Origin of the sequence: Arthrobacter sp. UYCu511, assembly GCF_040547105.1 — a bacterium.
Classification (GTDB): domain Bacteria; phylum Actinomycetota; class Actinomycetes; order Actinomycetales; family Micrococcaceae; genus Specibacter; species Specibacter psychrochitiniphilus.
In genome coordinates, this window is record NZ_JBEPPB010000003.1 from 1 (window position 1) to 22,489 (window position 22,489).

At 58.9% G+C, this 22,489-nt stretch carries 23 protein-coding genes and 1 pseudogene; 14 read left to right on the plus strand and 10 right to left on the minus strand.

Annotation, left to right across the window (positions count from 1 at the left end; translation table 11 throughout):
• Positions 1-300: 300 nt before the first annotated feature.
• From tyrS to ABIB48_RS05620, 3 genes are all read right to left on the minus strand, one after another.
• A complete protein-coding gene (gene tyrS / locus ABIB48_RS05610) occupies positions 301-1,611 on the minus strand; it encodes a tyrosine--tRNA ligase (RefSeq protein ID WP_354212396.1) in 1,311 nt (436 codons plus the stop codon).
• Positions 1,612-1,694: 83 nt separating this feature from the next.
• Positions 1,695-3,935, minus strand: coding sequence for a HelD family protein (locus ABIB48_RS05615; RefSeq protein ID WP_354212397.1), 2,241 nt, complete (start codon positions 3,933-3,935; stop codon positions 1,695-1,697).
• Between the two features lie 147 nt (positions 3,936-4,082).
• Positions 4,083-4,586: an adenine phosphoribosyltransferase gene (locus tag ABIB48_RS05620; protein WP_354212558.1), complete on the minus strand. Its 504-nt coding sequence runs from the start codon at positions 4,584-4,586 to the stop codon at positions 4,083-4,085.
• Between the two features lie 148 nt (positions 4,587-4,734).
• On the opposite strand from ABIB48_RS05620, the gene ABIB48_RS05625 reads away from it, so the two are divergent.
• Positions 4,735-5,394, plus strand: coding sequence for a GNAT family N-acetyltransferase (locus tag ABIB48_RS05625; protein ID WP_354212398.1), 660 nt, complete (start codon positions 4,735-4,737; stop codon positions 5,392-5,394).
• Here the strand turns inward: ABIB48_RS05625 and ABIB48_RS05630 are convergent.
• Positions 5,333-5,998 carry a DNA-3-methyladenine glycosylase gene (locus ABIB48_RS05630; protein WP_354212399.1) on the minus strand — a complete coding sequence of 222 codons (666 nt, stop codon included), beginning with the start codon at positions 5,996-5,998 and terminating at the stop codon, positions 5,333-5,335. The two genes, ABIB48_RS05625 and ABIB48_RS05630, sit on opposite strands and share 62 nt — an antisense overlap.
• Before the next feature lie 99 nt (positions 5,999-6,097).
• Between ABIB48_RS05630 and ABIB48_RS05635 the strand changes: the two genes are divergently transcribed.
• From ABIB48_RS05635 to ABIB48_RS05645, 3 genes are all read left to right on the plus strand, one after another.
• Positions 6,098-7,156: an NADPH:quinone reductase gene (locus tag ABIB48_RS05635; RefSeq protein WP_354212400.1), complete on the plus strand. Its 1,059-nt coding sequence runs from the start codon at positions 6,098-6,100 to the stop codon at positions 7,154-7,156.
• A gap of 62 nt (positions 7,157-7,218) precedes the next feature.
• A complete protein-coding gene (locus ABIB48_RS05640; RefSeq protein WP_110107644.1) occupies positions 7,219-8,115 on the plus strand; it encodes a DNA-3-methyladenine glycosylase family protein in 897 nt (298 codons plus the stop codon).
• A gap of 210 nt (positions 8,116-8,325) precedes the next feature.
• The gene (locus ABIB48_RS05645) at positions 8,326-8,739 is read left to right on the plus strand and encodes a hypothetical protein (protein ID WP_146213096.1); all 414 of its coding nucleotides are present in this window, start codon (positions 8,326-8,328) and stop codon (positions 8,737-8,739) included.
• A gap of 901 nt (positions 8,740-9,640) precedes the next feature.
• On the opposite strand, the gene ABIB48_RS05650 is transcribed toward ABIB48_RS05645, so the two are convergent.
• Positions 9,641-9,907 (minus strand): hypothetical protein, encoded by a 267-nt coding sequence (locus ABIB48_RS05650; RefSeq protein ID WP_354212401.1) that lies wholly within the window; start codon positions 9,905-9,907, stop codon positions 9,641-9,643.
• 269 nt (positions 9,908-10,176) lie between these two features.
• Between ABIB48_RS05650 and ABIB48_RS05655 the strand changes: the two genes are divergently transcribed.
• From ABIB48_RS05655 to ABIB48_RS05675, 5 genes are all read left to right on the plus strand, one after another.
• Complete coding sequence (locus ABIB48_RS05655) at positions 10,177-10,980, plus strand: TY-Chap domain-containing protein (protein WP_110106857.1); 804 nt, start codon at positions 10,177-10,179, stop codon at positions 10,978-10,980.
• Between the two features lie 114 nt (positions 10,981-11,094).
• Positions 11,095-11,922, plus strand: coding sequence for an ornithine carbamoyltransferase (locus ABIB48_RS05660; RefSeq protein WP_354212402.1), 828 nt, complete (start codon positions 11,095-11,097; stop codon positions 11,920-11,922).
• Between the two features lie 89 nt (positions 11,923-12,011).
• Complete coding sequence (locus ABIB48_RS05665; RefSeq protein WP_354212403.1) at positions 12,012-12,716, plus strand: GNAT family N-acetyltransferase; 705 nt, start codon at positions 12,012-12,014, stop codon at positions 12,714-12,716.
• Positions 12,717-12,862: 146 nt separating this feature from the next.
• Entirely contained in the window at positions 12,863-13,213 is a 351-nt protein-coding gene (locus ABIB48_RS05670) for a hypothetical protein (protein ID WP_110106860.1), read from the plus strand.
• A 335-nt stretch (positions 13,214-13,548) separates the two neighbouring features.
• Entirely contained in the window at positions 13,549-14,409 is an 861-nt protein-coding gene (locus ABIB48_RS05675) for a DUF3592 domain-containing protein (RefSeq protein ID WP_354212404.1), read from the plus strand.
• 242 nt (positions 14,410-14,651) lie between these two features.
• Here ABIB48_RS05675 and ABIB48_RS05680 read toward each other — a convergent pair.
• Positions 14,652-15,107 (minus strand): annotated as a pseudogene (locus tag ABIB48_RS05680) (Clp protease N-terminal domain-containing protein); the annotation flags it as partial.
• A 144-nt stretch (positions 15,108-15,251) separates the two neighbouring features.
• Between ABIB48_RS05680 and ABIB48_RS05685 the strand changes: the two are divergent.
• The 4 genes from ABIB48_RS05685 to ABIB48_RS05700 all read left to right on the plus strand — a co-directional run bounded on the left by ABIB48_RS05685 (position 15,252) and on the right by ABIB48_RS05700 (position 18,217).
• The gene (locus tag ABIB48_RS05685) at positions 15,252-15,872 is read left to right on the plus strand and encodes a DJ-1/PfpI family protein (protein ID WP_170120984.1); all 621 of its coding nucleotides are present in this window, start codon (positions 15,252-15,254) and stop codon (positions 15,870-15,872) included.
• Between the two features lie 124 nt (positions 15,873-15,996).
• A complete protein-coding gene (locus tag ABIB48_RS05690) occupies positions 15,997-16,482 on the plus strand; it encodes a DUF2975 domain-containing protein (protein ID WP_354212405.1) in 486 nt (161 codons plus the stop codon).
• A gap of 193 nt (positions 16,483-16,675) precedes the next feature.
• Positions 16,676-17,152, plus strand: coding sequence for a GNAT family N-acetyltransferase (locus tag ABIB48_RS05695; protein WP_354212406.1), 477 nt, complete (start codon positions 16,676-16,678; stop codon positions 17,150-17,152).
• Between the two features lie 177 nt (positions 17,153-17,329).
• A complete protein-coding gene (locus ABIB48_RS05700) occupies positions 17,330-18,217 on the plus strand; it encodes a PhzF family phenazine biosynthesis protein (RefSeq protein WP_211315137.1) in 888 nt (295 codons plus the stop codon).
• 136 nt (positions 18,218-18,353) lie between these two features.
• Here ABIB48_RS05700 and ABIB48_RS05705 read toward each other — a convergent pair whose 3' ends face one another.
• Positions 18,354-19,283, minus strand: coding sequence for a LysR family transcriptional regulator (locus tag ABIB48_RS05705; protein ID WP_110106865.1), 930 nt, complete (start codon positions 19,281-19,283; stop codon positions 18,354-18,356).
• A 71-nt stretch (positions 19,284-19,354) separates the two neighbouring features.
• Here ABIB48_RS05705 and ABIB48_RS05710 point away from each other — a divergent pair, with 71 nt between their 5' ends.
• Positions 19,355-20,305 (plus strand): DMT family transporter, encoded by a 951-nt coding sequence (locus ABIB48_RS05710; protein ID WP_146213060.1) that lies wholly within the window; start codon positions 19,355-19,357, stop codon positions 20,303-20,305.
• Positions 20,306-20,625: 320 nt separating this feature from the next.
• On the opposite strand, the gene ABIB48_RS05715 is transcribed toward ABIB48_RS05710, so the two are convergent.
• The 3 genes from ABIB48_RS05715 to ABIB48_RS05725 all read right to left on the minus strand — a co-directional run bounded on the left by ABIB48_RS05715 (position 20,626) and on the right by ABIB48_RS05725 (position 22,376).
• Entirely contained in the window at positions 20,626-21,564 is a 939-nt protein-coding gene (locus ABIB48_RS05715; protein WP_354212559.1) for an IS3 family transposase, read from the minus strand.
• Complete coding sequence (locus tag ABIB48_RS05720; protein WP_110502045.1) at positions 21,519-21,809, minus strand: transposase; 291 nt, start codon at positions 21,807-21,809, stop codon at positions 21,519-21,521. Before ABIB48_RS05720 ends, ABIB48_RS05715 begins: the two co-directional genes overlap by 46 nt.
• Positions 21,810-21,944: 135 nt before the next feature.
• Complete coding sequence (locus tag ABIB48_RS05725) at positions 21,945-22,376, minus strand: hypothetical protein (protein WP_110106867.1); 432 nt, start codon at positions 22,374-22,376, stop codon at positions 21,945-21,947.
• Between the last annotated feature and the right edge of the window lie 113 nt (positions 22,377-22,489).

Consider the following 22,489-nt stretch of genomic DNA (forward strand, 5'->3'; position numbering starts at 1 on the left):
TTGGCACACTATTGAGTTCTCAAACAACAACCACACCCAACCAACACATCCGAACCATCAAACAATCCGTGACGATCAGCGCCGGGGCAACTTTCCAATCCTAGACCAACCCGGGCCGCAATGCAAATCCACTTTCCAGCGAACCACACCACACAACCCAAGAAAACAACCAAAACACAATCATTTTCCCGCTAGTCACGCCGCCCTTCATCAGGACAACTCGATAAACAATACACAGATACCCGCCCCCAACGCAAATCGGGGACGGGTACGCGAATCTGATGCGGGCGTTCCAGTGTATTAGGCGGCTAATTCAACCATGGCTAGGGTGCGCTTGCCACGGCGTACCAACAGGTACTTGCCGTGCAGTGCCTGCTCCACACCCAGTACGGCGTCCAGATCGGTGACCTTCGCATTGTTCACGTAGGCACCACCCTCCCCTACTGTGCGGCGGGCTTCGGAATTTGTCTTGGACAACCCGGAAGCCACCAACAGCTCCACAATGCCCAAGCCGGCTGCCGGCGCAGCGGAACGCGGCAGCTCACGGGTAGCCGATTCCAGTGTCCCCAAGTCCAGCTCAGCCAGATCACCCTGGCCGAACAGCGCTGCCGAGGCCGCGATGACCTTCAACGCGGCATCCACGCCGTGCACCAGAGATGTCACCTGGAAGGCAAGGGTTCGTTGGCCTTCACGGGCTTGCGGCTTTTCCGCAACCGAAACCGCAATGGCCTCAATTTGTTCGCGGGAGAGGAAAGTGAATACTTTCAAGCGGTCAACAACGTCAGCATCGGCGGTATTGAGCCAGAACTGGTACATGTCGAAGGGGCTGCACATGGCTGGGTCAAGCCAGATGGCATTGCCCTCGCTCTTGCCGAACTTGGTGCCGTCGGAGTTGGTGATCAGCGGCGTGCCCAGTGCATGCACGGAGACGCCCTCCACCTTGCGGATCAGATCGGTACCGCTGGTCAGGTTGCCCCACTGATCGGAGCCGCCTTGCTGGAGCACGCAACCATATTGGCGGTAAAGCTCCAAGTAGTCCATGCCCTGCAAGATCTGGTAGCTGAACTCCGCGTAGCTGATGCCCTCATCCGAGTTCAGACGGGAGGCCACAATGTCCTTCTTGATCATGGTGCCCACGCGGAAGTACTTGCCAACGTCGCGCAGGAAGTCCAGCACGGACATCGGCGCAGTCCAGTCGAGGTTGTTGACCATGCGAGCAGCGCTCTGGCCTTCGAAGGACAGAAAGCGCTGCACCTGGCCCTGCAGGTAGCCCACCCACTCCGTCACGGTTTCCTTGGAGTTCATGGTGCGCTCGGCTGTGGGGCGCGGATCCCCCACCAGTCCGGTGGAGCCTCCCACCAGACCCAGCGGTTTGTGGCCGGCCAACTGCATTCGCCGCATGGTCAGCAACTGCACCAAGTTGCCCAAGTGCAGGCTGGGGGCGGTGGGATCGAAGCCGCAATAGTACGTGATGGGATCCCCGGCGAGCAGCTCTTCAAGGGCTGCCTCGTCGGTGGAGACCTGGATCAGGCCTCGCCACTTGAGCTCCTGCCAAACATTGGCGAAGCTGGAGTCATTCTCGGGGACGCGGAGTTCAGTTTGCAAAGACACACCACAAAATTACCAGCACGACGGCGTTTCTTCGCCATTGCTGCCCACGCCGAGTCCCCGAGCCACTCCACAGAGCTTTGGGGCTACTCCACAATGCCTTGGGGCAAGGGGGCCGAGCCAATCAACCGCAGGCGCCGAGTGGGCCTGGTCATGGCAACATAGAGGTCCCCCACACGTCCCTGTGCACCGGCAAGAAGTGCTGCTGGCTCCACAATGATCACGCCGTCAAATTCCAGCCCCTTGGCCTCATGCGGGTCAATCACCACAATGTCCTGCTCCAACGAGCCTGCACCGTGGCCTATGCGGGAACCGTACACGGCCCGCAGCGCCGCAGCGATTTCGGCCACCATGGATGGCGGGGCAATCACTGCCACAAGTCCGCCGCCCACGGCCGCGGTTTCCTCAGGCATAACAGCCACAACTTGGGCCACAACCCCGGAAGCCTGGACCTGGTCAACAACAGGTTCCCATTCGCCGTCGCGCACTGCCTTGGGGGCAGACACCAACTGTCCGGCAGCATTGGCCATCCGCACGGCAGCTTCAGCAATCTGCCGAGGCGTGCGGTAGTTGACGCTCAACTCCTCCACGTTCCACCGCTCCCCCAGGAACGGTGTCAGCGCCTGCCGCCAGGATGTGGCACCGGATGCGGAACTGGTCTGGGCAATATCGCCCACAATGGTGAAGGATTTAACGGGGCATCGGCGCACAAGAACACGCCACTGCATGGGAGAAAGCTCCTGGGCCTCATCCACCACCACATGGCCGTAGGCCCAGGTCCTGTCGGTGAGGGCACGCTCGGCACTGGTCTGGGACTGCGCTTGCACAATGTTGTAGTCCGCGAGCTGCTCAGCGGTTAACATGCCGTCAACACCGGAGTCCTCCAGCTGCTGATTCACGTTGGAGATGGCCTTTTCAGCATTGACCAGGTCCCGCTTGCGTTGGGATTCGGCATGGGCCTGGGCACGGCCGCCTGTAGCGTCCATGTCCCCCAGAAGTTCGGCTGCTTCATCCAGCAACGGCACATCAGACTCACTCCACGGCGAACCCGGAGCCCGCACAAGCAGGTTGCGCTGCTCTTGGCTGAGGTTGGGTGTCACGGCTGTGAGGATGTCCGGCTTGCTGAACATCTCATCAATGAGTTGTTGCGCCGTCATGGGCATCCAGCACAAGTTGAGCATGACCCGCACGTCACGTGATGAGCGCACATCCTCGGCCAGGTAGGATCTGTCGGCGTTATTGCCGGCGCCTGCTGATTCAATGTGTTCGCGTAGTTGCTCGGTGAGTTCGCGCAGCAGAGTCTTGACGAAGGTGACCCGCGCTTCATTGTGCGGTAAGCCCGTGGCCTGGGCCTTCTCCCTGGCGCGGCGCACCTGGCGGACGGAAAGGATCAGACGGGTACCTTCGACGTCGAGCCGAACATCGCCTTGAGGCAGGCGTTGGCGGTTGGCCACGGCGTTGGCCACAATTTTGGCCATTCCTATGCGGCCCTTGAGCTCCGCGGTTTGTGCAGATTCCGGAGCCTTGGCTTGCACCCCAGGGAACAAGTTGCCAACGCTGGCCATGACCACGCCGGTCTCGCCCAGAGAGGGCAGCACGCGTTCAATGTATTTCATGAACGCGTTGGAGGGCCCCACCAGCAGCACGCCGGAGGATTGCAGCCGTTCGCGGTGCGTGTACAGCAGGTAGGCGGCCCGGTGCAGCGCCACGGCGGTTTTTCCGGTTCCTGGCCCGCCCTGAACCACCAAGGCACCGCTCAGAGGTGAGCGGATAATCCGGTCCTGCTCGGCCTGGATGGTGCCCACAATGTCATTCATGCGTCCGGTGCGCTTGGAATTCAGCGCCGCCAACAAGGCACCCTCGCCTTGGACGTGCTCGCCATCCACCAACATGGTGTGGTCCAGCACGTCGTCCTCAATGGCCTTGACGTTGCGGCCCTTGAGCAACAAATGACGACGGCGGCGCACACCCATGCGGTCAAAGGCCGTGGCTTGATAGAACGTGCCAGCCTCCGGTGCCCGCCAATCGATCAAAAGTTGACGCAGGTCCTCGGACAGCAGCCCGATGCGGCCAATGTAGCGGGCCTGACCATCGTCTAAGTCAAGGCGGCCAAACACCAGCCTGTCATCCACGGCATTGAGCTGGGCCAGGCGGTTCTCGTACAGCGTGGCGAACGCGTCGCGTTCGGAACGGTTCTGGTGCGTGCCCATGGACTTGGCGCGCCGCACCTCACCCAACTGCTCAACCTTTTCGGCGCGGAGTTCATCAAGTCGCCCGTAAAGGACGTCAACATAGTTGCGTTCGTGGGCCAACTCGTCGTCATACATGCAAGGCTCCTGATACGTAAGGCTTCCCGCCAAAAGACGGACCGTCTATTCTATCCCGCTTCTTGGCCGGGCCACTCCGGGCCCAAAAAATCCGCGCAACAAATGGCAATGCAGCCTAAACGGGGAGCAGCTTAGACGTGCAGCAGCCTAGACGTGCAGCAGAGAGAGAACTTCGTGGCCGGCTAGATTAGCCCGGCCGGGAAGGCCGTCTATTTCCAAGACAACCCCGACGCCGGCCACCACAGCTCCCGTGCGTTCCAAGAGTGCCGCTGCGGCACCCAGCGTCCCGCCCGTGGCAAGCACATCATCAAGAATTAACACGCGCGTGCCAGCTGGAACGTCTCCTTGATGCAGTTCCAAGGTGGCCTCACCGTATTCCAGGGAGTAGCTTTCGGAAAGTACCTCACGGGGCAGTTTTCCTGCCTTGCGGATGGTGATCACACCCGTACCCGTAGCGTAGGCAGCAGCCGCCGCCAAGAGGAAGCCGCGCGCTTCAACTCCTGCAACGGCGTCGAACTTTCCGGCGAAGGCACAAACTATGGCATCCACCACCTGCTTCAGGGCCGGTCCGTTGGCAAATACGGGGGTTAAATCTTGGAAAACAATCCCAGGCTTCGGGTAGTCGGTAACCGTGGCGCACAAACCTTCAATAACCGCGGAAACATGCGGACTAACCGGGGCATTGCAGGTGCTGGAGGCGGGCGTTTCTGGGGTACTAAAAGTCTCATTCACCCCTCCACGGTACAGCCTCTTGGAGAAGGGCTTTTCGGATGCCCAAAAAGGTGCTTATATATTCTCCGTGCAACACAACATTTCACTTCCCGGACACGGTGTCCGGCTTGTGCCGCTACGGCGTTCTCACGCGGCAGATCTGTTCCCCTACATCGATGTGGAAATGTGGGCGGGCATGGCCTCTGAACGGCCAACATCAAGGCGTGCCCTGGAACGACTTTTCGCTGCCCGGATCGCTGATCCGTCCGTTATTGCTTTTGCCGTCATCGATGAAGAGACGGACACAGTGGCGGGGACCACCAGCCTGTACGACTACGTGCCGGAGCAATCACGGATTGAACTGGGCATGACTTTTTTTGGCCGCAATTACTGGGGCCGCAACGTCAATGCCTCCTCCAAGTTGGCCTTGCTGAGCTTTGCTTTCGAGGATCTGTCCGTCCAGCGGGTCACGTTGCGCTGCGACGTCCGCAACACGCGCAGTGCTGCCGCGATCGTGAAGTTGGGCGCAACACTGGAGGGAGTGTTGCGCAGTTACCGGCACGGACACGACGGCGCACGTGTTGACTCCTGCGTGTACTCGCTGCTGGCACACGAATGGCCGGCGTCAAGGTCCGGTCTGGTTCAGCGGCTCACCCCAGCCGATCTACATCCGGAAGTTACCGAGCTTATTGAGCTGTCGGAGCAGTTGACGCGGGACGACGCGAAGAACGCACCACTCCCGGTCTGAACTTTGACACGGTGGGCTCACCGTCCAGCCAGAACCGCCAAAGATATTCGCTGGTGCCCCCCGGTCCGCTAATGCCCACCCGTGGTCCGGTCATCAGTGACGCCGCCGGTGTCTTTGGCAAGGTGACACTGACCTGCCCACCGAGGGCGAACATGCCGTTGTGTTCACGGGAGAACCCCATGGCTTTGGCCAACCGCGCAGGACCCTGCGCCAGCTCGACGTCGTTCTTGGCGGTGGGGCGCCGGCGTCTGGCCAGCTCCAGCCCCTCTACAATCTCACCGGCGCGCAGGAGACAACCTGAGGAGAACCCCTCCGGGCGGCACACAAGATTGGCGCTAAAGTGCATGCCGTAGCTGAAATACACGTAGAGGTACCCTGGCGGGCCGAACATGGTGGAGTTGCGCTCGGTCATGCCGCCGTAGCTGTGCGAACCCGGATCGGGATCGGCGGAATCACGGGGGCCCAAGTAGGCCTCCACCTCGGTCAGGCGCACGGCAACGGCACCCTCCGGACTCTCATGGCGCACCACTGCGCCCAACAAGTATGGCGCCACATCAGGGGCCCGGTTTTGAAGTAGCTCATGGAGGTTAAGTGGCGTAGCCATCTTCCCAATTTAGCAGGGCCGGTCAGGTCGGTGCTGTGGCGTTCAGGAAGCCGGGCACCGAGGTGAAGCTGGCCTTTAGGACAGGTTTAGACTCCTGCCATGGACACCACACCGCCCGAGAATGCAGCCGCATCCTCTGGCAGAACCCAGCCCACATCCATGAAGGTCGCCTTTTTCACCTCGCGCGGAGGTCCCGAAACCATCAGCTACGGGCAGCTTGCCGTGCCGCAGCTGGCCACAGGCACCGTATTGGTACGTGTTGAAGCATCCGCTGTAGACCACGTGGACACGTTTGTGCGCAGCGGCGCCTACACCACTGAACTGGTGTTTCCACAGGTGGTGGGCCGGGACTTGGTAGGAACCGTTGAACGGTTTGGTCCGGGTAGTGCGGAGCTGTACGCCAGCCTTGCCCCGGGCGATGGCGTGTGGTCCAACTCCATGGGTTTTGCCGGCCGCCCCGGAACCGCAGCCGAGTTCGCCGCTGTACCAGTGGAGCGCCTCTATGCCCTGCCTGCCGGAGTTGACCCCATTGCAGCAGCCGCCGTGCTGCATTCGGGGGCCACCGCGTATTTGGCCCTGCACACACACGCCGAGCTGCAAGAGGGTGAGGTGGTGTTCATCGGTGGGGCTGGTGGCGGTGTTGGCCAAGGCGCCCTCATCCAAGCCATCCGAGCCGGAGCTGTGGTCATCGCCTCATGCCGCGCATCCGACGTCGACCATTGCCTTGGCCAAGGAGCCAGCGTTGCGCTCGACTACCATTCGCCAACGTTTGGGCAGCAACTGCGGGCCGCCATGGAACGGGTATCCGGCGGACGTGGCATAGATGTACATGTGGAGACCTCGGGGCGGCATCAGCTGGAGCTTGCCGTGGACGTGTTGGCGCCACGGGGGCGCATTGTGGTGCTCTCCGGAGTTGCCGCCACGAACCCGTTGCCTGTGGGCAAGTTGTACATGCGCGACGGCAGCATCCGCGGTTTTGCCATCAGCAATGCCACAGTTGCCGAACTGGCCGAAGCCGCAGCCACCGTGAACGAGCTGCTCTCAGTTGGGGCGCTACACGCCCGCAGGCTCACAACCTTGCCGTTGCGCGAGGCCGCCCAGGCACACGCGTTGATGGAAGCAGGGACAGTGCGGGGGAAGATTGTGCTGCTGCCCTAGATGGCAGCCTGCGCGGCGAGGCTTCGGAGCAGCGTCGGAGAATTGGGTGAAAGAATGATTCCATGGCCTTGGAATTAGCGTTCATTCCCCCTTTTGACCCGGGAATCTTCAGTTTTTTGGCTGCCCGCGCCGTCACTGGCGTGGAAGAGGCTGACGCTACAAGCTATGCACGCACCATAGCGCTTACCGGCGGCCGCGGCCCCATGTTCGGCACCCACGGCTGGTTCCGTGTCAGCTGGGACGGGACCGCGCTATGGCTGGACTTTGAGCTGGAAGATCCCAGCTCCACAACGGACTTGCTGCTGGCGGTGCGGCACTTGTTCAATCTGGACCACGACCCCGTCGCGGCCGATGCTGCGCTCTCTGCCGATCCGTTACTGGCTCCACGGGTGGCTGCTGTGCCAGGTATCAGGCTGCCAGGCTGTGTGGATTCCGCCGAGATTCTCATCCGGGCCATGGTTGGGCAGCAAATCACTGTTGCGGCTGCACGTACCGCGCTGAATCAGCTCATGCCACTGGCCACACCAAGCCGGCTCCCCCACGGCACCATGACGCACGTGTTTGCGGCACCTGGTGAAATTGCTGCTGGCGGAAGGGCAATCCTGCGTGGGCCGCAACGCCGCATTGACTCAATCCTTACCGTCTCAGCCCTTCTGGCCAATGGCACTCTGGCATTTGGAGAGCAGGACACACTAGATTCCTTGCACGAGAAGCTCCTGCCTCTGCCGGGTATCGGCCCCTGGACAGTGGGCTATGTGGCCATGCGTGTATTGGGCAATTCCAATATCTTCTTACCAACGGATGCGGCCGTCCGCAATGGTTACGGGCTGTTGCGAGGCGACTCACCGGCAGAAGCCCGCACCATCAAGGCTGCCGAACTAGCCCGAATGGCGGCCCCTCTGCAGCCTTGGCAGTCCTACCTGACATTGCATTTGTGGCGCGTGGCCGGGGAAAAGTAGCCTCCGCCTTTCGCTGGCACCGCTTACTGGCACCGCTCGCGCGTCACCCCCCTCCTGTTTCACTTCTACTGTGTCACCCATCTGGGGGACAAAGGCTGCTAATACAGGCCTGAGGCGTGCCGAATAGGGCTAAAGACATCTACAGTGAAAATATCCGGCATGCCGTATTGGGGGCATGATGATATTGAATTTCCCATCATGAGGAGGACCATGCGGAGGTTGCCAGAACAGCGTATGCCGCACGAACCTATGGCGGCGGAACCAAGCATTTCGGAATTGGCGGCACGCTGTATTTCCGCCGCCGGTACTGCACATGACGCCGATCCGGCCAGTGTCAGGACGGGGATTTTGAACATGGCAGCCACGCAATTGCCGCACTGGTTCAGGGCGGAACGGCGCACCGCCGAGGCCACCGCCGTTGAACAAATGCTGGCGAGGGATGACTTCCAGGAACAGCAACTGTGGGCATTCCTCGCGGACGATCCTGGAAGGCTCGCTGCACGCAACAAGCTGGCCGAGCTGTTGAGCTCATCCCTAGTGCACGACATTGTGGTTGGTTCAATCCGGCAAGGTAACCACGCTCCGAAATCCGGTACGGCAGCAGACTTCGGCGCACTCTGCTGATAAGAGCAGCCAGAGAAAATCACTAAGAGCGGTTAGGCGGCGGCTTACAGCCACCGGCCCCAAGTGCGGCTGCAACTTTCTGCACAACGGCAGGTTCATCGCCTCATCCATCTTCACGTGAGATCCGCCCTTCCTGCCAAGCAAGGGATTTTGTGGTTTCCAGAGACCGAATATCGCGCTGGTACTGGTCCGTGTCGTGGTGGCCGCCGGCGCATTGCAAACTAATCCGGTATTTCTTCTAGGGGCCATCGGGCCACAGCATTGCCCGGCCATGTTCGTCACTAAGAACGACGTTCACCTCTGGCACGCAGCACATCGCCTTCCGAAGCACTGGAAATTCCTCCCCGTGCTCACACACGGTAGGCCCCCGCAACTGCGAGATCGCGCAGTGACAGGCCTGCGGCCAGATCAAACCACGTCCGTGCGGCATCTGTGAAGTGCACCCGATCCATAATCCTCACATCACCGCGCCCAAATACAAATCGATGGCCGATCACGTTGACTCGACGCGGTCCACTCGTTTGGGGTCGACTCAGAAATCGTAATAGATCGTACGTCAAGACGTTCGGAATGACGTGAGGTAATTGAGCCACGCCTGATAGATACCTCTACATCAGTCGAAATCGGTCTCGAATACTGTGTCACTTATGGCCCGGCACCGGACAGTTCACCGTACACCCTATACGGACACTTCATTGGCCACCATCTGCAAAGCAGCAGGTCAGCGGCGGGTGTGCCCGGTGAAGGACCGGCTTGCGGGGCAGTTCTGAAAACCTATTCGGGCATACCCCTTGCGGGATGAGGTGGCTGTTCCAGCTGTGACGCGCAACGAATGCGGGTTCGCTTAGGGCGGCAACCACGCAACTCATGAAGCTGATGAAGCTGATGATGCAAGCTGACTTTAGTCGTCGTCCCATTCATCGCGCAGCGACTTGCGCAGCACGTCCACCTGCACGATTAGGGCCCCTAGCAATTCCTCGCGACTGAGCCGATTAGTCGTTCGGTATGACCAAGTTACATCCCCGTCCCGGTCCAGAACTTTGAGGAGGACAAAGGCTTCCAGGGCCGTCTCGCCCTGTTCTAGCGGATGTACTTCCAGCCCGTTGAGCACCTGCTCGACTGGTACTCTTTGTTCTCCCTCAGCAGGAGCTCCTGAATGACTGTCCATGAGGAGGAACTGTACATCTGGTGAAGGAAGATCTGCCAATTAGCGTCCAGCGGGCAGCCCGTATTCAAAGAGACCCTTGTTCCCGCCATGCCCAGCCGCGTCCCGTTGCGTCGAACACGGTCCCAGTACACGTTCCCCTGGGGCACATTGTCAATACCACCGACGGCTGCGGACATGAATTCTGTTAATCGCATGATTCATGCGTGAACGATAGAATTTGCGGCCCCTACTTGGTAGCGTGACCGTAGCCATCGCTACTAGGGGGATAATTGGGCAACTTCGAAACATCGGTTTTTGCGTCAGGATCGTGGAAGACCGAAGAAGGAACGGACTGGCGACTGCGAATTTCTGTTCACGATAGTGACTTTGCCACCGTGGACTACCGGCCCGTTCCCGGCTCATCCGGTCGATTCTATTTAGGATTCCAACCCCGCGACTACTTTGAGGACCCGGCAGCGAGTGCCCCTGTCGATCTGCAGGCAGAATCGTCCGGCTTTTCCCAATGGGCGTCAGCCGTCCTCGGTACCGATATCGCTGCAACAGAGTTGCTTGCCCTCATGGCACCAGAGGGCGTTGAAGACCCCATGGACGTTGTTGTAGAGGACACTTTGGTTCGACTGCTCAATCTACTCGGCATGCCTATGCCCACGTGGTTGGCACCCGAGGGTCCGTTCGTAGAGACAGCACTGGCTGGACAAGAACCTGGACGGGACTGGGCGGAAATAGCTCGGGAATTAGCTGGCAGCCTCGAGGAAATGACTAGTCTCGAGTACTTACTGGTTATCTACGACATCGGACTTAGTGAATACTCTGTCTACGGTCAGTTCGCCATCAACGAGGGCAACTTTCAATGCGAGGTCGTCTCCGAGCAGTTCTTGCCAGCCGACGTTTGGCCAATTAATGACGGCTACCTTCGCCACAGCGGTTGGTCTGCGCCAGAAAATGGAAATCCCAACTGGTCTATGCGGCAAGACAAACCCGAGCGAGCTGCCGATTCTGTGCTGACCGCCATGCGATCCGGCCTCGGATGCACCGACCCACAATTGATCAGTCTTACCGTAGGCCGTTTCTAGTCCGTAGAAGGTTCCCGTTATGGGTACGTGTTGGCTGTGTAAGTGGCCACTGAAAATGACGCACCCGGATCTGTCACCAGCTATGCCCAACCACTCACGCCCTAGAATCGAGTGATGCATCACCTTCTGCGCCTAGATGATTGGACCCCTTCAAACCTGCATGAACTGTTCTACGTGGCTAGAGAATTCGAACAAGGGCGCGGGCCAAGCGTAAAAGGCTGCGCGGTGCTTTTCTTTCCGCCATCCAGTCTTCGCACGCGGGTATCGTTCGAGCGCGGTGCCTTGCTGATGGGGCTGCAACCGATAACTCTCCCGCCCGCAACGCTCGACAAGCCGGAGGCACTGGTCGATGTAGCGGGCTATCTTGGGCAGTGGGCGGATATAGTGGTCGCCCGTCATCCCAGCATCGCGCTTCTTGAGGAGATCGCTGCCGCGAACGTCCTTCCGGTGGTGAACGCCATGACCGATGTGAACCACCCGTGCGAGGTCTTGTCCGACTTGTATGCTCTCTCCGTGACCAGCGATCCATTGGAGCTGCGCTACCTTTTTGTGGGGGCCGATGGGAACATCTCCCGGGCGTGGCAGGAAGCTGCACGTGCCTTTGGGCTCGACCTGGTCCAGTGTTGTCCGCCCGAGTTGTCCAGCCCGGGTACTGTGTGGAATGGCGACCTCAAGGACGCTTCAAGCCGCGCTGACGTGATCATTACCGACGGCCCTGGCAAACACGCAGAAGCCCTTGCCCCCTATCAGGTGACAGCCGAGGTGTTGCATTGGGCACCCGATGGGGTCCGGCTGGCTCCTTGCCCGCCGTTCGTGCGTGGGCGAGAAGTCTCCGCCGATGCAATCGCTAGCGCGTCCTTCGTCGGTCACGGATTCAAGTCGGCCTTGCTGCCGGTACAACAGGCCATAATGTCAATGCTTCTAGACTCGGCTCGTGAATAACCGTTCAAGGTTCGGCATACGAGATGGGCACTGCGGACGATCGTTTCGATCCTCCGCATACCCTGACGCTCGCTATATAGGATGGTGCGATGTCCGAAACTTTTACTCTCACAAGCAATCGAGTATCGCTCCAGCCATTCACTGAACATCACCTTGATGCCCGAATTCACTATCAAGCGCTGCCGGAGGTTGCTCGCTATCTCTACCGCTCACCGCTGACTCCTGAGGCAACTCGCGAGTCGGCTTTGGTCAATAGAGAACGACGTTTTGAGAGTCCTGGGGATCGCCTGCTATTCGCCGTGGTCAGGAACGTAGACAACATTCTCTTAGGCGAAGTCGTTGCCACGTTGGAGAATCCTCACGCCTGTCAAATTGAGATCGGGTGGATCTTTGACCCAGGCAGCGCGGGTCGGGGTTACGCGACAGAAGCAGCGAAGACGCTACTTACCTACCTGTTTACAGCTGAGAACGCTCATCGGGTATTTGCTCGTCTGGACGCAGAGAACGACGCCTCTCGACGATTGTGTGAGCGTTTGGGAATGCGAGAGGAAGCCCACCTCATCGAGAATGACCGCGACGGCGATCGATGGGGTTCGGAGTATGTTTATGCGATACTTGCCCGCGAGTTTGAACCGGCACAAGCCCAGAAAGAGTGCATCGCCGATAGCTCATCCGGATCGTCAATGCCCTATCCACCCCTGAAGATGAGCGTCCAAGTACATCCTCTACCGAGAATCCTGTCCCACAGACCGCTCCCCTCTGGAATGCGGCCAACAGCGATCCATCAAAAGTGACGCCGCGGTCCAGCGAACCGCGCACCGACCGGCTTATGGGCATCAGTGAGGGCGGACTGAGGCAACCGCACATGGCGTTGCTACGAACATCGCCGGGGCGACAGAGGGCAGGTCCGGTGAAAGAAGCCCATCGGTAGGATCGACCTATGACCCGTAAGCCCTGGATGACTCTTGGTCCGCCTGCCCATATAGTCGAGCGTTTTTTCGAAAAGCACGGACGGGCTGGCTTGGTGCTACCAGACGGTTGGTACGGGAGGCCTTTAGATTCCCTCTTCGCACTCACCTCCGCCGTGGATCTTCCGGATGGACTCAAAATCGAGATTGAAGGTGGAAGGGAACTGATTTTTGAAGGCAACGTGACCATCGTCAAGACGGAGTTCGAGAAATATCCGGCTTTGAGGATTGAGGGATTCAAGTCGGCTTCATGGAACCCCCACGATGGCGTCGTACATCGGCAGACGTATGGCGAGCCAGGTGCGGTCGTCTTCGTTTCCTAGGTGGGGCAGTCACTTCTGGCGCTTGGCGTTCGGTGGCCCACCGGCTTGCGGGACGCACTGGCAGGTCTACACGGGACGCACCTTGCGGATGTTACGACGGGGAAAACCGGCTATATGTTGCGTTGACCGTTAGTGCGCTGATCGAACTACAGACTGGACTTCCTCGCTTGGGGAGTGGATTTCATCTTGGACAGCCTTAACGGCCCGTCGCTTGCTACTCATGAACTATTCCCACGGACCGACCCAGTCCATAATCGGCCCCTACCCTCTGGTTTGCCCTCAGAGTTAGTATGCTGGACAGGCGCCACAGAGAATGGATTAAAGGTCTCCTCACGATGAATGCCCACATTCGGACAACAGCTCGACCGAAGCCGAAGAGAACCCTACCCAAAGAACAGCGAGGGAAGCGCGCGGCCTTCCTAGTCCAGTCCTTTGCCGCAGCCGTGTGCATAGCTGTAGTGCTGTTACCTGGCATCTGGTTAGCCACGACCGTCGTCGGGAAACGCCAGCTTGCGCAAACAGGAATACAAACAACGGCCACGATCACCAAGCACCACAGCAAGATCAGGTACGGGGCCACGGGTAACAGTGGTGTGGACTTTTTGATTGACTATACCTTCACACCTGACCACCAGAGCGAGGAATGCAGCACCGATGTAGATTTGCCCTTGGACCTGTGGGAAACGGTTCAGGTTGGCTCGAAAATTTCGGTAACGTACAACGCCCCTAACCCCTCCAACAACCAGCCAACGATGACACTTGGACGCTATTTACCGGCATTGACTAACATTGTTGGGATATTTGTGGGCGTGCTCTCCGCGGGGATCTTCGTCTGGGTGTGCCGGGTAGTCACTTCACGACGGCGAAAATCCCAAGACTCCGAGCCAAGAACCGACATAGATGAAGGCGGCACCGCTAAGCACGACAGATCGAAAGAACACAGAGTGCAGCGTGACGCGCCCAAAGCTCATTTGGTTGAAGGACTGATCTGGGTTCTGGCGATCTTCTCAGTGTCCGTTGGCATATTCGTAGTAAGCATAGTGTTCCTCGGACCACTTGTCGTGGAATTGTTGGAGAATGTTCTGCTATGGGGTGTGCTGATTTTGAGGCAAGCACCATTACTCGGCGGGAAGAAACTGGCCCCGCGTCAGCACGGGGAATGCTCCGATTGGTCAGTTGGAAGGATGCAGGAATGAACTCACAGTACGACCCGCAGTGGAGGGTATCTGCTGTTGGCGTCCGGCATTATCTGGATGCCGCCGACTTTGAAGAGGCACATTCAAATAGTCTGGGCGATTGAAGGCAGCGGTACTCTCTCTCGGCTGCTTCTGTTGGGACCAACTGGCCTCTCAGAATGACTATGAACACCAGCGCACGAGGGTAGCTTGGGTATGTAGAATCCGCCATGTTCCGTATGCCGTTCGACATTCGTTCAGTCGCCCTCGGCGCCATCGCCCTGATAGCCGGCGAGTATCCGGATGACCTGCTGGCGAACTGCATTCGGGTCGGCCCCAAGCTTCACCAACACTTGCACAGCTACACCTTCACCGCCGCGGATCAGGCCCAAAAGGATGTGCTCGGTGTCAATGTAGTCGTGCCCGAGCATCATCGACTCGCTCAGCGAGAACTCCAACACCGCTTTGGCATGCGCGGTGAACGGGATGCTCCCATTGGAGGGCAGCCGTCCCTGCCCAACGATCTCCCGCACCTGTTCCCGGACGTCATCGAGGAAGTCATTCGAGGATTCAAGGGCCTTCGCGGCAACACCACCGCCTTCACGGATGAGGCCAACCAGGATGTGCTCCGTCCCGAAATGATCCTGGTTGAGCATGCGGGCCTCTTCCTGGGCCAGCACCAGAACACGCCTGGCCCGATCCGTAAAGCGCTCAAACATTTCCCCACACCCCTAACCATGCCTTCCCCTGATGCTACCCAGTAGCCGGCCTGCGTTGGGTCTTTCGTTCCATTTATGGTTCCGCTTACGGGCCCGGTTTTGAGCAGCCAGCTGTAGGTCGCTGTGGATGGGAGAATGGGCAACATGACAGCAGTGATGCGTAGTATTTCCGTGGTGTTGTTTGACGGGTTCGAGCTTTTGGACGTATTTGGCCCGGTCGAACTGCTGAGCCGTCTACCCGAGGTGTTCTCTGTGACGCTGATCGGCCCAACGGCGGGGCTGGTTCGCAGCAGCCAAGGCACCGAGATCGTCGCGACCGTCGGATACGCCGACGCGGTAACACCGCAGATCGTGATGGTCCCTGGTGGCATGGGAACACGCCGGTTGGCGGAGGATGCCGAGTTCCTGGCCTGGTTGGCCTCGTGGTCAGCGGGCGCGGAATTGGTCACGTCTGTATGCACAGGTTCGGCACTGTTGGCGGCTGCCGGTCTGCTCGACGGTTACCGGGCCACCTCGAACAAACTCGCTTTTGCATGGGCATCCGGTCACGGTCGAGATGTCACCTGGGTTCCGCAAGCCCGCTGGGTGGAGGACCGTACTCGATGGACGTCCTCCGGGGTGGCGGCTGGCATGGACATGACCGCTGCGTTGATCACGGCTCTTGTTGGATCTCAGGCCGCGACAGATGTCGCCAGACAGATTGAACTGGAGGTTCATCCCGACCCGGATTGGGACCCATTCGCTCAGCAATACGGCCTCATCTGAGGTTCCCTTGCGCCACAAGCTGGCAGTGATTGGTCGCCGAGCATATCAAGGCTAGATCCGCGTTCGCAGAGGGTTCCACCTGCGGGTGGATGAAGAGAAGGACTCAGTCGTGTTTGGATGAAGCATGAACTTCCAACAGATCCGGCTCCTGCGTATCGCCGTCGTCATGCTTGCGCTTGGGTCGATCCTGACCCAAGTTTTCATCACGCCGCACGTCGCGAGGTCCTTCGCGGAAGCGTATCCTGAGGTCGCCTACCTGGAGCGCCCGTACACTATCGCCGTCATCGTTGCGATCGCCGGCTTTGAGCTGGCACTGCTGGCGATCTGGCAAATTCTCTCGATTGTGAAGCGGGGAGCAGCGTTCACCAGGTCACCAATGCGTTGGGTCAATTTCATGACAACCAGCTTCCTCTTCACCGCAGCAACATTGATCGGCATCATCATGCACGCCACTTTCATCGCAAAGATTGGCACCCCCGCTATGCTCTTCGGGCTTCTCGTCACTATCGCTTTCGGAGCAAGTGCAATCTTCTTCAGGACAGCAGTGAAGCGAGGACTCCTAACTCGGATATTCCACGACGACCCTGAGCACGACATCCCTGCCCCGTAGACCGAAGAGCTTCACACTTTGGATGCCCGTAAGTTCTCTGGTGCCGTCGGATATGTTTCGTCTGTACCGGTCAGGGTTCCCCAGTGGAACTTCACGGTAGCGCCATGCTCGCGCGCGAGGAGTTCCAGATTCAGAACATTCCAAGGCCCTTGATAGGTTGGCCATAACACCACTGATCGCGAAAGGTCCCCTCATGCTGTACGCTCCCTCGATCGACCTGCGCCCATTTCACGTATCTGATACGGCATTCTTCGCGCGCTTGGCCTCCGACGAACGGGTAACCCGCTTCATTGGGAATGGACAGCCATGGGAGCAACAAACCATCCAGGACCGCGTTACCGCAGCGCTGCGGCAAGACCCGCTCGACATGGTGGGAGCCTCCCGCTGGTATTTGGTCACAGAGGCAAATGAACCTGTCGGTATCGTGGTCTCCTCGCTCAAGGACGAGGGCGTCGAGATCGGCTACTGGGTATCGCCGGATCATTGGGGCCGCGGCATCGCCGGGGCCATGGTCGATGGAGCCCTGGCCACCATTTCCGAGGTCTACGGAACCAGGCAGCTTGTAGCCCGCGTGGACCCGGCCAACGCTGCATCTGCGAAGGTACTCACCCGCCGCGGATTCCAGCTCAGGTCCAGCCACGATGAGCTTGACCTCTGCACTCTGGCTTAGCGACCAGGCCAAGGCGCGAGACCAGAGCGCACCCGCACTATCACCGTCAACGTTCAAAGATTAGCCCCGTACAGCATCCCCACGGAAGGGTTTCCGTAATGCCATGTCACTTGACGACAGGCAGCGGAAGCTACGTGGTCTAGGCAAAATAGACATTCGGACACTAAGGAAGAAAACATGCACAGCACCTCAACATCAAACCCCTCCGGAGGTAAGTTAGATCCTCGCGATCGCTACCTGAAGGTTCCCCTTGTGCAGATCGACGCCTTTGCTGATGCCCTCTTCAAGGGCAACCCGGCTGCCGTCATGCCCCTGCCCCACTGGCTACCGGACGGGGTACTCCAACAAGCAGCAGAGGAAAATAACCTCTCCGAGACGGCATTCCTAGTGAAGACCCTGCCCAACGGAGTCCAGGCACCAAAGCCCGCCCATCCGGCATACCATTTGCGCTGGTTCACCCCTGCCGTCGAAGTCGATTTGTGCGGGCACGCGACCATGGCAGCGGCTTCCTACCTGTTTGACGACGAGCACCCCGAGGCCAAGGAGCTCCAGTTCTACACTCGCAGCGGCTGGCTCTCGGTGACCCGCTCCACCGACGGGCAATACACCATGGACTTCCCCTCCGAAATTCCCGTGCCGGTGGCAATTGAACCCACCTTATCCAAGGCGCTAGGAGTCCCCGTGATTGAGGCGCTACGAGCCACCGACCTGATCTACATGGTCGAGGATGCCCAAACCGTCATCGATCTTTCCCCGGACCTCGCGGTTCTGGCCGCACTGCCGGTTCGCGGGATGATTGTCACCGCTCCGGGCACCGGAACCGAATATGATGTGGTCTCCCGCTGGTTCGGTGGTGAAGCGGGCGTCTCAGAGGACCCTGTCACCGGCTCCGCCCACTGCCAGCTCGCTCCCCTATGGGCCGAACGACTCGGCAAGAATGAAATGCTCGCACGACAGGCATCAGCCCGGGGCGGAACCGTGCGGATCAACTTCGAAGGTGAGCGCACCTTACTGACGGGTCGCTGCGTCCGCTTCATGGAAGGCACCGCCTTCCTTCCTCGCTGAACCCCACGCCTCAGGCCAGCCCTCGACGGCTGGCCTGAGGTAAGCCGCACGATTCGGGTGCCCCACCAGCAACACCCGTTCTCATACCGCTTCCTACCGCATGGTGTTTCTTGGTAGCTAGCTGAGGAGGAGCGCTTTAGCCTCCCGCTGAGAGACTGCGAGTCTCTTCGGCAATCTTGATGACGCGGTCGATCACGGTACGCGTGCTAACCCGGGTTCGCGCTTCAGGCCTCGTCAGGATATCGATGTGCCGACCCAGGACAAGGCCCTTAATCGGGCGCAGCACCACATGCTCCCGAAAATATGGAATCAGGCCCGTATATCGAGGCAGCAAGCCCACCATGCGTGTCTTGGCAATAATCGCCGCCACCAAATTGAACTCATTCACACGATGCGTAATCTGGATCGGGGTGCCCGCAGTGGCGAACATCGCCTGGACAATGAGTGGTTCCAAGGCGAAGCCCTCGTGCGCGGCCACCCAGATTTCCCCCACCAGATCAGTCAGGGACACCGTCTCCTGTTTCGCCAATGGATGCTCCCGATGGATCGCCAAGTCGATCGGTTCTTGCAGCACGGGTGTGACATGTACCCTGCGGGTCGGCCAAGGATCTGAGGCTATCGGACGGTGTGCAATCACCACATCGTGGTCGCTGACTAAATCGACGAACCCGTTGATCGATACATCCTCGTCCCGGCAACGCACCATCGGCCCGTCGGAATCGCTGAGGCTGCTTGCGATGAGCGCCGGAAACCAGGCCAGTCCGGCACTGTGAAAAGCGGTGACTGAAACAGGTTCCTGGGGTGATGCCAAGTACTCGTTGACAGAATTTTCCGCACGAGCTAGGGACTCCAGCACATCCCCACCGGCCTCGGCCAAACGTTCACCGGCAGGCGTCAACACTAATACTCGGCCTCGCTGCTCGGTTAGTGGAATCTGAACGCCCCGTTGCAATGACGCAATTTGCTGGGAGACCGCGGACGGTGAGAGGTGCAGCGCCTGTGCCACTGCAGTGACCGAGCCCCGGTCCCTGAGCTCACGTAAAGTTCGAAGATGATGTACTTCCATGAAGCTCACCTTACGGGATACTAAAGATAGTGCCCGTTGTTCTGTACGAATCCGCTCCCTACAGTAAAAGCATGTCCTTCAATCCCCCTTCAATCCGCCGTCTGCTTCCCGACTTCATTCTCCTGATCGTCGCAATAATGTGGGGCGGTAGCTATCTAGCAACCCAAGACCTGGCGGTGGCCTCGTCTGCCGCCGCGGTGATGTGTGCCCGCTTCGTACCCGCAGCAGTGATCTTGCTGCTTGTTAACCTCGCGCGACCAAAAGTTCGGCTCCGTGACTCGACACTCCCCGGCATCCTGCTTGGAACCCTCCGTGCAGCGACCATCGCTCTGGAAACGATCGGTGTCACGCTCACAAGTGCCACCAATGCAGGACTCATCATCGCTCTGTCCATTCTTCTCACCCCGATCCTCGAATCCACGCTCACCAAAAGACGGCTTTCACCATCCCTCATCGCAAGCATCCTGCTCGCCGTCATCGGCATCACGCTCCTCGTGGGCGGGCAAGGCTTCTCCGGGTTCAACCTCGGCGACGGGCTCATGCTCATCGCGGCAGCGACCCGGGCCCTGCTCGGTGTTGCCGAGGCACGGTTTACCGTCGGCAGGAACACCGACGTACTGGGATTGACCACGGTCGAGATCATGTTCGGCGCGGTCATATTTGCTGTGTGGGGCGGAAACTCCCTGCTGGAGCATCTCCCTAGCTTTAGCGGCGAGAATTGGCTCACCATTGCCTATCTGTGTCTCGGCTGCACCATCTTCGCGTTTCTGGGGCAACTGTGGGCAACGAAGCACACCTCAGCCTCGCGTGCAGGCATGCTTCTGGGCACGGAACCAGGATGGGCGCTCCTGGTCGGAGTGCTCCTCGCCGGAGACAAGATTGGCACACTCGGATACATCGGTGCCGCAGTACTCCTCGTTGCCACTTGGTGGGGTGCACGCGCCGAACAGCGTTGGCGCGGAAGCCATCCGTCTCCCCAAAGTAACCTAAGGTCGATGGTGCGAGAAACAGCCGATGAATAGCCTCCTCCATGGGCGGACGTGACACCCCGGACATTTCCTGCGTGATACCAGACCTCCGTACTGCCTGTCACGTTCGCTTAGCATGCGGAGGCACGAGGCACCCTCGGCATTTCAGGAAGCATGGCCGGAACCTGGCCGCGCACCGACGTTTCAGACGCACCTTTTGTCTTCCTCACAAGCGACGGCCTACATCAAGCGGCTCCTAAATGAAACGGCTTCAGCCACCGGAAGAACCGGGACCTGTCCAGATGAAGTGAAACTGCTTTTCGACCATATGAGGTGTGTCAAGGATCTGGGACGTTGGTTAGTTTTTTTCTGGGTTAGGCAGCGAGGTGTTGTTGCTGGTTTTGGGTGGTGAAGTTGGCCATGGCCGTTGCCGGCGGTAGGCCGTCATTGTGGGTGTGTGGTCTCCACCGGTTGTAGAAAACCTCGATGTAGCGCATGGTGGTCCGCCTGGCTTCTTGGCGGGTGTCAAAGCTGTAGTGGTGGTAGAACTCGTTCTTCAGGGACGAGAAGACTGACTCAGCCACGGCATTATCCCAACATACGCCCTTGGCTCCCATGGACTGGCGGATGCTGTTGCCAGTGCACCAGGATCCAAGTTCACGGGAGGTGTATTGCACGCCATGATCGCTGTGAAAAATTCCACCACGTTGTAGATGGCCGCGGTCTCTGGCCATCGTCAGCGCGCTGACACACAGGGAGGCACGCATGTGATCTGCCATGGCCCAGCCAACGATCATGCGGGTGCATAGGTCGATGACGGTGGCCAGGTACAGCCACCCCTCACCGGTGCGCAAGTAGGTGATGTCGCCGACTAGGCGGGTGCCTGGGGTTGCAGCGGTGAAGTCTCGGCCGATCAAGTCTTTGAAGACTTTCTCCGGGTCTGAGGGGATGGTGGTGCGTTTGAAAGCCCGCATTCGTCTGGCTGCCCAGCCATTCTCTGCCATGATCGAGGCCACCGTTCCCACGGAGATATCAACACCGGCTGTGTTGAGTTTTGCGTGGACCATGCGGTGGCCAAAGATCCCGTCGGAGGATTTAAAGACAGTCTCCACCTGATCGGTCAGCTCCCGGTGGCGAATGGTTGTGGGCGTATCTGTTGCTTCTTTCCAGCGATAATACGACGACCGTGGGACGCGTAGTTCTCGGCACATCCAGGCTACTTTTTCTCCAGCGTTCTCCTGCTGCTGAACAAGACGATAGAGGTCATCTACCGTTGTTCTTTGGCGAAGAACGCTGAAACTTTTTTTAGGAATTCATTCTCCCGTTCAAGCTCACGTAGCCGCACTTCCATGGCCTTGTATTTAGCGGTATCCACGGGTAAATCAGGTTTCCGGCCGCCGCCTTCGTGGCCCTCGTGGGAGAGCTTGATCCAGCGTTTGAGTGCGGTCAGGGAGATGCCGAGTTCAGCAGCTACAAGAGCTAAAGGGCGGCCAGAGGATTCAGCCAAGGCAACAGCATCAGCTTTGAACTCATCGGAATAGGTTGGTCGAGAAGACATGGGAACAATCCTTTCAAAGACTGTCTCACATCAGTAATACACCTCAATATCTCCAGTGTCTGTCCAAGGTTCCTTCGCGGACACGCGAGCCGCTGTCCTGCTCTGATGGGCAATGAAGTCGTATATACGCGATGTTTAGCGATCAGAGACGAGGAGGTTGTCTGAGATCTTGATCCAGCCCGATTCGATTTTTCCAGTGTCGGAGTCATCCCCCAGAAGAATCGTTGAATACGGTCCTTTCGCCGACGACACATTAATAATCTCACCGCTGTTTCTAGTCTCGCCGCAACCTACATGCCAATCGTTCTCGTCAGGCGGAACAACTGCCACACAGGTCGTTCGGGCATCGTCACTTTGCACAGCGAAGTACCGCACACCATCTTTGGTGGCTAGAAGACGTGAGCTGTCCCTGTTCACTTCTTCCGACAGGGTGATAGAGGACGGCAAAGAATCCTCGGGCGTGGCATCCCGCTGCAGCGCCTTTAACCCCGCCTGACCGGAACAACCAGTCAGCAGTAGACCTGCAATACCGACAACGGCAATAAAAGGAAATGATCTGCGCTTCATTGTTTTCCCCCAATATCGATTTTCATTCGAGGCTACAGTATGTGCTCCACAGAGCAACAAGTAGCCAAAACATTCGAAGTGCGTCAGACGTCCCGTATGCCGTTCGACTTTCG